Here is a 12,166-nt window from a genome sequence, read left to right on the forward strand (position 1 = left end):
TTTATCAATTTATGCGACAAAATGACTGCGTTTGGCCATTTTGTCGCCGTAACATGCTGATCTGCTTGTTAGAGCATGGGTTTTAAGAAGCGTCCTGTATGTGAAACGTCTTGCTCTGCCACATGCTCAGGTGTTCCTTCTGCAATAATCTGGCCACCTCCGGATCCTCCCTCTGGACCAAGGTCGACAATCCAATCTGCGGTTTTGATAACATCAAGGTTATGCTCAATAACCACAACGGTATTGCCGTGATCACGCAGCCTGTGAAGCACTGCTAATAATTGCTTAATATCGTGGAAGTGCAACCCTGTTGTAGGCTCATCGAGAATGTATAGGGTTTGGCCAGTGTCTCTTTTTGACAACTCTTTTGCCAATTTTACACGCTGTGCTTCACCACCTGACAAAGTAGTAGCAGCTTGTCCCAATCTAATATACGACAAACCCACGTCCATGAGCGTTTGCAATTTTCTTGAGATTGCGGGTATCGCATCAAAGAAATGACGTGCATCTTCCACCGTCATCTCAAGAACCTCGTGAATGTTCTTGTCTTTGTACTTAATTTCCAACGTTTCACGATTGTAGCGCTTACCCTGACAGACATCACAAGGCACATACACATCAGGCAAGAAGTGCATTTCTACTTTTATGACACCATCACCCTGACACGCTTCACAGCGGCCACCTTTCACGTTAAAGCTAAACCTTCCTGGTTTATAACCGCGAGAGCGAGATTCTTGTGTACCTGCAAACATTTCGCGAATAGGTGTAAAGATACCTGCGTAGGTTGCTGGGTTAGAACGCGGTGTTCGGCCAATGGGACTTTGATCGATATCGACCACTTTATCAAGGTGTTCAAGACCGGTCATTGAAACGTGTGGTGCGGGCTCTGAAGTCGTCGCCTTATTTAACTCACGTTGCGCAATTTTATAAAAGGTGTCATTGATAAGGGTTGACTTACCTGACCCCGATACACCAGTCACACAGGTCATCACACCGGTAGGAATACGCAAATCAACCGACTTCAAGTTGTTGCCAGTTGCCCCTTTTAGCTCTAGCCAGATGTCGTCTTTAACCTGATTTCTAGTTGCAGGGACTTCAATTTTCTCTCTACCAGACAGGTATTTTCCGGTAAGTGAATGTTCACTATTCTTTATATCTTCCAACGAACCTTCTGCAATAATTTGCCCACCATGTACACCTGCTCCTGGGCCGATATCAACGATATAGTCGGCTTCGCGTATGGCATCTTCATCGTGTTCTACGACCAGTACTGTATTACCTAAGTCTCGCAGGTGCGTGAGCGTCCCAAGAAGTCGCTCGTTGTCACGCTGATGTAGACCGATTGAAGGCTCATCTAGCACGTACATGACGCCGACAAGACCCGCACCAATTTGGCTTGCTAAGCGAATACGCTGGGCTTCACCGCCTGATAGGGTATCGGCACTACGAGACATTGAAAGGTAATTAAGGCCGACATTGACCAAAAAGCGCAAACGGTCGAGAATTTCTTTTAGGATTTTCTCTGCTATTTGCGCCTTTTGACCTTCAAGGCTTAATGATTCAAAAAAACCGAAAGCATCAGCTATCGACATATCAGCGATAGCCGGCAAATTAGTACCTTCGATAAATACATTGCGTGCTTCAACGCGCAAGCGTGTGCCTTCACAGCTATTACATGGCTGTTGACTTAAATACTTAGCTAACTCTTCGCGCACTGAGTTTGACTCAGTCTCACGATATCGACGCTCCATATTGGGAATAATGCCTTCAAACGGATGCTTGCGCTCCATGATGTCGCCGCGCTCATTAATATATTTAAATGAGAGTGACTTTCCCTTTGAGCCATAAAGCACAATGTCTTGATGCTTTTTATCTAACTCTTCAAACGGTACAGTTAGGCTAAAGCCGTAATGATCTGCAACAGCTTGCAGCATTTGAAAATAGTAGTAACTGCGCTTGTCCCACCCTCGAATTGCGCCTCCAGATAAACTGAGCTCTTTGTTGCCAACCACTCGCATAGGATCAAAGAACTGTCTTGTACCTAAACCGTCACATGTAGGGCAGGCGCCCGCCGGATTGTTAAACGAGAACAAACGCGGCTCAAGTTCACTCAAGCTGTATCCGCAGTGCGGGCAAGCAAAATTAGCTGAAAACACAATTTCTTCAGCGTCTTTATCATCCATATCGGCAACAACGGCGTTGCCACCTGCAAGACTCAACGCGGTTTCAAATGACTCAGAAAGGCGCAGCGCCATGTCATCACGCACTTTAAAGCGGTCGACAACGACTTCGATGGTGTGCTTTTTGTGTAGGTCGAGTGGTGGTGGATCAGAGAGATCACACACTTCGCCATCGATGCGCGCTCGAATAAAGCCCTGAGCAGAAAGATTCTGCAAGGTTTTAACGTGCTCCCCCTTACGCTCTTTCACGATAGGAGCAAGTAGCATTAACTTGCTACCCTCTGGCATCGCCAGCACTTTATCTACCATTTGACTAACGGTCTGTGCATCAAGCGGTACATCGTGATCTGGACAGCGAGGAGTACCTACGCGCGCGAACATTAATCGCAGGTAGTCGTAAATTTCTGTAATAGTTCCCACGGTCGAGCGCGGGTTGTGTGATGTTGATTTTTGTTCAATGGATATTGCGGGCGATAGGCCTTCAATATGATCAACATCTGGCTTTTCCATCATGGAAAGGAACTGACGTGCATACGCCGATAAAGACTCAACATAGCGACGCTGGCCTTCTGCGTATAAGGTGTCGAATGCAAGAGACGATTTCCCCGAGCCCGACAGGCCGGTAATCACCACCAGTTTGTCTCGTGGCAGTGTTAAATCGATGTTTTTCAAGTTGTGGGTGCGAGCACCGCGAATTTCGATTTTATCCATTGAAGCCTAAATGAGAGAAAAAGAATCAGTATGCCATAGCTGTCAAGTAAAGTGATATGACAATCAAGTTATACTTCGTAAAGGCGCGGGGGATCACATTCGCCAACCCACTAATCCAAGTATTAATCCATGTTAAGGTACGTGGGCAGGTGAACAAATTGTGCTACACTTCGTGACCTTAAATTTTCTATTGTAGAGATACTCTACGCGCTATTTCATCTTTTGAGGAACACTGACGCTTTGAACGCTTTGGAATTACGCGCTGCACTTGCGCTCGCTTCGGTCTATGTTTTACGCATGATGGGTTTGTTCATGGTAATGCCAGTTCTTGCAGTGGCGGCAATGGACTACCCAGATTACTCACCATTATTGGTAGGACTAGCGGTTGGTGGCTATGGTTTAACACAAGCTGCATTACAAATTCCCATGGGCATGATGTCAGACAAATGGGGACGAAAGCCCGTTATATTATTGGGTTTATGTGTTTTCGCGATAGGCAGTTTTGTCGCCGCAAGTGCCGATAATATGATAATGATGATAGTGGGTCGTATACTACAAGGCGCGGGCGCAATTGCCGGTGCCATTATGGCGTTGGCTACCGATGTCAGCCGTGAAAGCCAGCGCGCCAAGGTACTTGCCATTATCGGCATTGCCATAGGCTTCTCTTTCTATCTCGCGGTTATTCTAGGCCCATTAATAGCCAACAGTTATGGGTTAGCTGGTGTTTTTGCCATTACGGGGTTGCTAGCGGTGCTTTGTATGCCCCTAGTCAAATGGGTTGTTCCTGATTCAGAGCAACTCAGTAGTGGTGATACGCTGCCACAAAAAGACCAACTAAAACAGCTGTTGTTATCGCCGCAGCTATGGCGCTTAAACGTAAGCGTGCTGTTGTTACACATGCTAATTACGCTATTGTTCGTGCAACTGCCCGTTACGCTACTGCATTTTGATATGACGCTGGAAAGTCACTGGAGCGTCTACTTGCCGGTTCTAGGTATTTCAATTGTGGGTCTTGTACTGATGATGGGGGCCGCGCGTGGACGCACGCCAAAATCGCTGCTATTCACGGCGATTGTATTGATGGGAGCGGCGTTCTTCACACTGAGTACGCAGACACACAGTTGGTGGATGGTTACTGCGGCAGTCGTTCTATTTTTTACGGGCTTTAATTATTTGGAAGCAAATTTTCCAGCGTTAGTTTCAAGTATTGCACCGGCAGGAAAAAAGGGGACTGCAATGGGCATTTATGCCAGCTTTCAGTTCTTTGGCGCATTTCTAGGCGGTATTGTTTCGGGCTTTGTAACCGATATATGGACACCTGACATTGCTTATGGCGTTGGCGCAGCATGCACAGTACTTTGGCTCTTCATTATTGCGGGATTGAAAGAAGTGAGCCGGGTGAAACGCGTAATGATGCAAGCTTCAAAACCCGATGCAGTATTAGATGAGCGCTCTCAGCAAGTACTTATGCAAGGGTTAAGCGCAGTTCCCGGCGTACTTGACGTGACATTAAACCACCATAATGGCGCAGTATATTTGAAGGTCGATAGGGACTTTGATGCGCTAAAAGCGCGAGAAGTGTTAGACGCAACGTAGCTGGGCTTATTGCCGAAAACAGGGGTGAAGGATGATAGATTTAACGTCTTTTAAAGCCATTATTTTTGATATGGACGGCACTTTGGTTGATTCAATGGCGGCGCATATTGAAGCGTGGCAGCGCACTTGTGAGGCGTTTGGATACCCTTTTGATAACGACTATCAGTATAGTCTTGGGGGCGTTCCATCATTGGCAACTGTAGAACTGATGAATGCGCGTTACAACATGTCGCATTCTCCTCTAGCGGTTGCTGAATTTAAAAAACAGGCTTATGAAGGGCTTAGTCACACACCCACCCTTATTCAAGATACCTTAGCAGTATTTAATCACTATAAAACGCGTATGCCGATAGCCGTGGGTACAGGCTCAGATAGACAGCATGCGCAGTGGGTACTTTCAGAGCATGGAATATTGGCGCAACTTGACGCGTTGGTTACTGCTGATGATGTTGCTCATGGTAAACCTCACCCAGAAACTTTTATAAAAGCTGCAGATTCGATGAATATTGCGCCACACCATTGCGTAGTGTTTGAAGATACCGATATGGGTAAACAAGCGGCTATCGCTGGCGGTATGACCTGCATTATGGTCAAAAATGGTCGTATAGTTCGTTAGCCAGCTAAATTGCGTTTGCGCTTTCTACAACGTCATCGCATTCATGTAACAAAGAAGATTTTACACGACGAGTAGCTTGCGCTATTGCTTCCTTAATCGCTTCTTCAGCAATGTCGTGTTCTTCATTAATTGAGGTACTTGAATGTACTTGCATGCTTTGACCGCGGTAAGAGACACTTGGTGAGTACTCGTCTGCGTAGTGGGGTTTGTATTGCACATCAATGATAACAGTGGCAACTAAGTTGGTGCCTAAAGTTTTCACAAATGCGCGCTCTAACGATACTTTTACACTATTATCAGCATTGGTATGGGGCGTAACATTCATTTCAAGCAGGCTTTGTTCAAGAATTGAATAAAGCGCATCTTTCGATACATTATCATTTCCGACCAATAAGTCTTTGCTTGCCCTTTCATCGGTGAGTTCTGCAAGATACATCGGGCAGGCTTTGGCTTTTGAAAGACTGGCCTGATGCGCTTCTCGTTGTGAGGCTGGAACGAGCGCTGAGTCTAAATCAGGCTCAGGTGTTGATACACAAGCAACGAGAAATGAGAGGCTGCAACACACTAACGTACTACGAATAAGACGCTTCGATTGTTTTGTGCTTTTTATCATATTAATTCACTACTTGTTTTGTCTCGCTGCCTGAATCTCGCTTGAAACCAATAAAGTGTTTATCGCGAAGTTTAGTCACAATGAAATAAGCCGTAACGGCAAACTAAATACTTAACTGGCAGTATAAGTAAATAAATCATCATCACAAATACCTGAACTGTTGCAAACTGTTTCAGCCATCGATGTAGAAATTATCAACACTGTGCTACAGTAAACGTAAGTTTCAGATGTGATGCGAACAACAGTTTTTCAACACGGACAGTTTTACCCATGGTTTTACGCAAGCTCATTTTAAGCGCTTTAGTGTGTCTCTTCGTCAGCGGTTGTGCGATCAATGTTTCACCTTCTGCCTTTTTTTATCAAGACTCAGCACAAAAGCCCCTCGATACCACCAAATTGCACGCCGCTATTCAGCAGGATGGTACCTCGGCCGGCATCACCCGTGTTGAGGTTAAAAATACGCAGGGACTGATGTTAAGGGGGGTCGCAGTTTCCTATCCCGACCCAATAGTGAACGTGGTCTTTTTTGCTGACAATAGGATGTCGATAAGCGAGAACAACAGCGTGTTACATCGCATTGGAAAGCTGCCAGCCAACATATTATGGCTCGATTATCAGGGAGTGGGGACAAGCGAGAAAGCGAAAAATCTGAGTATTGATGCGATTAAGCAAGATGCCTTGACGCAATTCGATTACGTAAAAAACACGTTCGATAACAGTCTACCGACTATTGTTCACGGGCGCGGTATTGGAAGTTATTTTGCCAGCTATGTGGCCGCAAATCGTCAAATAGACGGCTTAGTGTTAGATGGTGCGTTTAACAATATATCTGACCTTATTGCCAACATGGTACCTGGGTTTTCTAATTCGTTTACGAGTATGCGTTTACACGATGAAGTGCACAGTATGCAAATTGCGCCAATACTGCGCCACTACGATGGCCCACTGTGGTTGGTTGTAGCCGAGAAAGATAAAATTACGCCTTACCCCATTAGCCAACAGTTATTAGACGTTTCAGCAAGCGACAAAAAGCGCATCTCTATTATTCCTGGTGTTACCCACAGTGCAACCTTGAAATCAGATTTCGCAATCAGCGAATATCGTCGATTTTTGTCCAGTCTTTCTCGCTAAAATGTCTTGTGGATAAGTAGTGGGTAACCTTGTTGGTAAGTCTGTTAATAGCCTTATGCATCAAGCGATCACGATCATAATAGCCTTATCTGGTCGGATCACGAAATATCAGTAAAATCAAGCGCTGTAGCGAAGTTTGATACGATCACATTGCTTTTTGATCCTAAGTGTTCAGAGGATCGTGGAATTTTGTTGATTGGGGATAAAAATATAAACCGCTACGATCACATGCTAGTTATTGTCAATAGATTTACGCTATGAAATTTTTAGAAGTAGCGTGATGATTTATGCAGCATATTTCGATTAACAATGCTGCATATTACACACTTATTAGACGAAGAAGGGGAAAATATGGGCTCGCGCTAGACGCGAACCACAGAGTCCCGTTTAACGACGGTGGGAGTGTATTTAAATGTCAGCCCTTCTTCCGGTTTACTACCTGAAGCGTATTTGAGCGCAAGTTCCGCGGCCTTGGCAGCCATCATTTCAACAGGGTATCGCAACGTCGTGAGTTTGGGTCGACAATATTTGGCTAGTAATACGTCATCATACCCCATCACTGAAACTTGCTCCGGTACTGCAATGCCATGGTCTTGAAGCATTGTCATTGCGCCTGATGCCATAGCATCATTGTAGGCCAATACTGCGGTAAACTTAGCTCCTGTAGCAAGTAAGTTCTGCATAGCCAATTCACCACCTTCTTGGTCAGGCGTGGCGTATTCCACCATACTTTCGGGCAATGTCAGGTTGGCTTCTTTAACCGCGTTATGAATGCCTTCTAGTCTGTGATTAGGGTCGTCAATGCGATATTGACTGCTGATCACTGCTAAATGCTGGTGGCCCTGATTAATGGCGTATTCCGCCATAAGTCGTCCGCCTGTAACATTATCCAGCCACACACAGCGATTAGCTATTTGTGGGATGTATCGGTTAATTAGCACAAAACCCGGTACCTGATTGGCAAAATCAATAAGGGTAGCGTCATCCAGTGCTTTACTGTGTACAACCATAGCCTCAACGCGGTGTTCTAGAAGTGTTTCAATTGCTCGCAGCTCTGTTTCCTTTTCAATCGAGCCCGCACTCAACAGTATTTGTACGTTGTTCTTGCGCGTGATTGATTCCACACCATGAGCAAGCATCGCAAAGAAAGGATCGTGCAATTCCGCAATAACTACGCCTAATGACGCACTGCGCTTTGTAACCAAAGCCCTTGCATTGGCATTAGGGCGGTAGCCCATTTCTTCCATTATTTTTTTTACGCGTTGGCGAGTCTCGTCACCTACCTTTGGACCATTATTAATAACCCGGGATACGGTAGCTAATGACACACCTGCAGCTTGGGCTATGTCTTTTATTGTTGCCATTATCTTTTAAACTTCATTTTTGGGGGTAACGTAGTGGGTTAAGTATTAAACCCAATTTTCCATAGCGTACATTATATTTACAAAAAAAGATAAGTTTGCAATCGAATGCATGTCTCGAAAACCGCAAAGTGGTTATACCATACATACGAATTCGCTAAATCGCTGTAAATAAGTACGGAAAACGTATAACCTCAGCGTAAAGAAATGCGTAAAAACACGTTTATGTTGAGCTTGAAATTAAACGATTGAGACCATCTTTGTTTGGATTATTCCCGTTAAAGGTAAATAGTTTGTTATGAATATAGAGATTTCAAATTTTGGTGAAATAGATGGGGTATTGGTGAAGGAGTTCACCCTAACTAACGCCAATGATATGCAAGTAAAACTGTTGAATTACGGCGGCATAATCAAAGACATCATCTTGACCGACAATGTGGGGAAACGAAAACATTGTGTTCAGTCTTTTGACTCTCTTGATGAATACATTGATGACCCAAGTTACCGCGGTGCCATTGTCGGACGCTACGCAAACCGCATCGGAAACGCGGAGTTTTGGCTAGAGGGGAAACACTACGTACTTGATAAAAACGGTGGCGAGCACAATCTCCACGGCGGTCTTGCAGGTTTTCATAAAAAAGTATGGGAAGCGGCTGTTGATAAAACTGACGAGCGAATAAGTGTATTGCTAACACTCAGTAGCCCTGATGGTGAAGGGGGATTTCCTGGCAACGTTGAAGTAAAGGCATGTTATACGTTAACGAATGACGATATTCTGTCGTTGGAAATCACCGCCACATCAGACAAAGCAACGCCGCTCAGCTTTACACAGCACGCTTATTTTACATTAAGTAATGACAATCACGTGGGCTCAACATTGCTACAAATTGATGCAGATAAAGTCACTGATGCTGATACTACTTTACTACCTACAGGCACGTTTATAGACGTGGCTGACACGGCGTTCGATTTTAGACGGTTGACGAAGATCCACGAAAGAGCGACTAGCCAAGACCCCATCCCACTATTTCAAATGGTGGGTGGTTACGACCATAATTATGTGCTGCGCAACGCTGAACAAGACGTACCACAAGCTCGCGTTAAAGCGCTAGATACAGGAATTAATATGGCGTTATACACATCGCTGCCTGGATTGCAGTTTTACACAGGAAGCTTACAAACAGAGCAACAACTCGGTGCGTTGTGCTTAGAACCACAGCATTTTCCTGACGCACCAAACAAACCTCACTTTCCAAGTAGTATTGTTTATCCAGGTCAAGTGGTGCAGATGTCGATGCGCTATGAGTTCTCTGTTGGCGATTAATTCTCACTGGCAAAAAGAAAACTAATTGTTATGAATTTAACAAATATTTTTCTTTGTTACAGAATTGATAAAAAGGGATTCTTAATATACTATTGTTGGGTAAACGTTTAACCCTTTTGTCTCTTGTTGTGTTCAGACCACGATAAGGCCAATTCAGAGAGAGTGAATATGGGAACGCCATTTGATCCTACTAATGATCCGCACCGTCGATTTAACCCGTTACTGGGTGAATGGGTGTTGGTGTCACCGCATCGTGCAAAACGCCCTTGGCAGGGTCAATCTGAAGAACCAAACAACGAGCAAAAACCGTCTTACGATGAATCCTGTTATTTATGCCCAGGTAATACTCGGGTAAACGGTGAAGTAAATCCGACCTATACAGGGACTTTTGTTTTCGAAAACGATTTTGCCGCACTTAAGAAAGACACTGAGGTTACCAGTGAAAAGAAAGGGCTCTTTCAGTTCGAAACAGAGCAGGGATGTAGCCGCGTTATTTGCTTTTCTCCTGATCACAGCAAAACACTTCCCGAACTTACAGACGAAGAGCGCGCAGAAGTTGTTGCTTGCTGGCAAGCACAAACCAAAGAATTAGGCGAAAGCTATCGCTGGGTGCAAGTTTTCGAAAATAAAGGCGCTATGATGGGGTGTTCGAATCCACACCCTCATGGGCAGGTTTGGGCACAACAGCACTTGCCTACTGACCCTGCTAAAAAGCTTGTCCAACTAAAGCAGTATTATGCAGATAATAATACGCCGCTTTTAGCCGATTACGCCGAACAGGAAGTGGCTAAACAAGAGCGTGTTGTTTGCCAAAATGATGATTGGGTTGTTGTTGTACCTTATTGGGCCGCCTGGCCATTTGAAACCTTATTACTACCGCGTTTTAACGTGCAGTCGATGCCCGAACTAAACAAGGAACAGGCTTTTTCACTGGCGCAAATCATCGGTGATATCACCGCGAAATATGACAACTTGTTTGAAACTTCTTTCCCTTATTCAATGGGCTGGCACAGTGCGCCATTTGACAATGAAGCACACCCAGAGTGGACACTACATGCGCATTTCTTTCCACCGCTTTTGCGTTCGGCAAGCGTTCGCAAGTTTATGGTTGGCTATGAAATGATGGCCGAAGCACAGCGTGACCTAACCCCAGAGCAAGCAGCAGACAGACTTAAAGCACTTTCAACTGTGCACTATAAAAAACGTGAGAATGCGAATGGATAACCAAACACTATCTTCAACTTTTCAGCAATATTACGGCGAAGCGCCGACGCTTGTTGCCCATGCACCGGGACGTGTAAACCTTATTGGTGAACACACCGATTATAACGAAGGTTTTGTTTTTCCTGCTGCGATTAACTTCGGCACTTGGGTTGCTGCCTCAAAACGCGGTGATAACGAAATTAGTGTTACCGCAATGGACTATGATAATCAGCAAAACCAGTTTGCGTTGTCAGATATTCAGTATGACGAAGAGCAAGGTTGGGCTAACTATGTTCGCGGTGTGGTTAAAGTACTTAAAGAAAGCATGCCTGATTTTGGCGGTGCTAATTTACTGGTAACGGGCAATGTGCCGCAAGGTGCCGGTCTTAGTTCCTCGGCGTCGTTTGAAGTAGCAATACTCAAAGCAATCAGTGCATTGTACGAATTACCGCTTGATGGTGTTAAAGCGGCGTTGCTAGGCCAAAAAGCAGAGAATACGTTTGTTGGTTGTTCATGTGGCATTATGGACCAATTGATTTCTGCGATGGGCAATGAGGGCATGGCAATGCTTTTGGACTGCCAGTCTTTAGCGATTGAACACTCGCCACTACCTGATTCACACCAAATTGTGATTATCAATTCAAATGTAAAACGCGGTTTGGTAGACAGCGAATACAATTTGCGTCGCCAACAGTGTGAGCAGGGAGCGTCACTGTTAGGGGTAGCGTCGTTGCGAGAAGCTAACATTGACATGCTGGAAACAGCTAAAGCGCATATGCCTGAAGTAGTATACCGTCGTGCAAGACATATTATCACTGAAAATGCTCGCACGCTTAAAGCCAGCCAAGCGCTTAAAACCGGCGATATTGAGACCGTGAGCAAAGCCATGGCTGAGTCGCATGTTTCAATGCGAGATGATTTTGAAATTACTGTACGCCCTATTGATTACTTAGTAGAAATAATTGATGAAGTATTGGGGACGTCTGGTGGCGTGCGCATGACTGGTGGTGGTTTTGGTGGTTGCGTTGTTGCGCTGGCACCTACTGACAAGGTTGAAGCCGTTAAGCAAGTGGTCGCCAACAAATACTTTGATGAAACAGGGTATAACGCCGACATCTACGTTTGTACTGCTACTCAAGGTGCTTTCGCCTAACAGACTTGTTTTATTACTCCTTTATATCAGAACAATCTATCCCGTACGGTTGTCTGTGTCCCTTAAGCCGCATCATTGATTGCGGCTTTTTTTATAAAAACGCTAATTTGGAACAATTTAGTTAAAAAAAGTAAACAAAGTGTGATACTAATATTATCCGCAATGTGAATGCGATAAATGTTCTTCATTTTCACATGCATCGCATAGCGAATTGGCATCTTTTAAAGATGCGACACTGGTGTGGCAAAACCTTAAGAATAATAAAAACAATTTTTCAC

At 44.7% G+C, this 12,166-nt stretch carries 9 protein-coding genes; 6 read left to right on the plus strand and 3 right to left on the minus strand.

The annotated features are described in order from the left end of the window. Nucleotides 1–68 precede the first annotated feature (68 nt). Nucleotides 69–2,891 carry an excinuclease ABC subunit UvrA gene (uvrA, locus tag JN178_RS01060; RefSeq protein ID WP_202263211.1) on the minus strand — a complete coding sequence of 941 codons (2,823 nt, stop codon included), beginning with the start codon at nucleotides 2,889–2,891 and terminating at the stop codon, nucleotides 69–71. A gap of 240 nt (nucleotides 2,892–3,131) precedes the next feature. Between uvrA and JN178_RS01065 the strand changes: the two genes are divergently transcribed. Together JN178_RS01065 and JN178_RS01070 are read left to right on the plus strand one after the other, a co-directional pair. After that, nucleotides 3,132–4,487, plus strand: a complete 1,356-nt coding sequence (locus tag JN178_RS01065; protein ID WP_202263212.1) for an MFS transporter — start codon at nucleotides 3,132–3,134, stop codon at nucleotides 4,485–4,487. Nucleotides 4,488–4,518: 31 nt separating this feature from the next. Continuing rightward, the gene (locus JN178_RS01070) at nucleotides 4,519–5,103 is read left to right on the plus strand and encodes an HAD family hydrolase (protein WP_202263213.1); all 585 of its coding nucleotides are present in this window, start codon (nucleotides 4,519–4,521) and stop codon (nucleotides 5,101–5,103) included. 4 nt (nucleotides 5,104–5,107) lie between these two features. On the opposite strand, the gene JN178_RS01075 is transcribed toward JN178_RS01070, so the two are convergent. After that, on the minus strand, nucleotides 5,108–5,716 hold the full coding sequence (locus JN178_RS01075) for a hypothetical protein (RefSeq protein ID WP_202263214.1): 609 nt from the start codon (nucleotides 5,714–5,716) through the stop codon (nucleotides 5,108–5,110). 270 nt (nucleotides 5,717–5,986) lie between these two features. On the opposite strand from JN178_RS01075, the gene JN178_RS01080 reads away from it, so the two are divergent. Next, entirely contained in the window at nucleotides 5,987–6,847 is an 861-nt protein-coding gene (locus JN178_RS01080; RefSeq protein ID WP_202263215.1) for an alpha/beta fold hydrolase, read from the plus strand. Nucleotides 6,848–7,209: 362 nt separating this feature from the next. Here the strand turns inward: JN178_RS01080 and JN178_RS01085 are convergent, their stop codons facing one another. Continuing rightward, a complete protein-coding gene (locus JN178_RS01085) occupies nucleotides 7,210–8,211 on the minus strand; it encodes a LacI family DNA-binding transcriptional regulator (RefSeq protein ID WP_159627209.1) in 1,002 nt (333 codons plus the stop codon). A gap of 295 nt (nucleotides 8,212–8,506) precedes the next feature. Here JN178_RS01085 and JN178_RS01090 point away from each other — a divergent pair, with 295 nt between their 5' ends. The 3 genes from JN178_RS01090 (at nucleotide 8,507) to galK (ending at nucleotide 11,888) form a co-directional block, all read left to right on the plus strand. After that, nucleotides 8,507–9,532 carry an aldose epimerase family protein gene (locus JN178_RS01090; RefSeq protein WP_202263216.1) on the plus strand — a complete coding sequence of 342 codons (1,026 nt, stop codon included), beginning with the start codon at nucleotides 8,507–8,509 and terminating at the stop codon, nucleotides 9,530–9,532. Between the two features lie 168 nt (nucleotides 9,533–9,700). Further along, nucleotides 9,701–10,756 carry a UDP-glucose--hexose-1-phosphate uridylyltransferase gene (locus tag JN178_RS01095; protein WP_202263217.1) on the plus strand — a complete coding sequence of 352 codons (1,056 nt, stop codon included), beginning with the start codon at nucleotides 9,701–9,703 and terminating at the stop codon, nucleotides 10,754–10,756. Beyond that, nucleotides 10,749–11,888, plus strand: coding sequence for a galactokinase (gene galK / locus JN178_RS01100; RefSeq protein ID WP_202263218.1), 1,140 nt, complete (start codon nucleotides 10,749–10,751; stop codon nucleotides 11,886–11,888). Before JN178_RS01095 ends, galK begins: the two co-directional genes overlap by 8 nt. Nucleotides 11,889–12,166: the final 278 nt, after the last annotated feature.

Origin of the sequence: Alteromonas sp. KC3, assembly GCF_016756315.1 — a bacterium.
GTDB lineage: Bacteria > Pseudomonadota > Gammaproteobacteria > Enterobacterales > Alteromonadaceae > Alteromonas.

What these genes read in the sequence shown, in the direction of transcription:
- uvrA (WP_202263211.1), bottom strand. Translation starts at nt 2,891, where the DNA reads ATGGATAAAATCGAAATTCGCGGTGCTCGCACCCACAACTTGAAAAAC.
- JN178_RS01070 (WP_202263213.1), top strand. Translation starts at nt 4,519, where the DNA reads ATGATAGATTTAACGTCTTTTAAAGCCATTATTTTTGATATGGACGGC.
- JN178_RS01075 (WP_202263214.1), bottom strand. Translation starts at nt 5,716, where the DNA reads ATGATAAAAAGCACAAAACAATCGAAGCGTCTTATTCGTAGTACGTTA.
- JN178_RS01080 (WP_202263215.1), top strand. Translation starts at nt 5,987, where the DNA reads ATGGTTTTACGCAAGCTCATTTTAAGCGCTTTAGTGTGTCTCTTCGTC.
- JN178_RS01085 (WP_159627209.1), bottom strand. Translation starts at nt 8,211, where the DNA reads ATGGCAACAATAAAAGACATAGCCCAAGCTGCAGGTGTGTCATTAGCT.
- JN178_RS01090 (WP_202263216.1), top strand. Translation starts at nt 8,507, where the DNA reads ATGAATATAGAGATTTCAAATTTTGGTGAAATAGATGGGGTATTGGTG.
- JN178_RS01095 (WP_202263217.1), top strand. Translation starts at nt 9,701, where the DNA reads ATGGGAACGCCATTTGATCCTACTAATGATCCGCACCGTCGATTTAAC.
- galK (WP_202263218.1), top strand. Translation starts at nt 10,749, where the DNA reads ATGGATAACCAAACACTATCTTCAACTTTTCAGCAATATTACGGCGAA.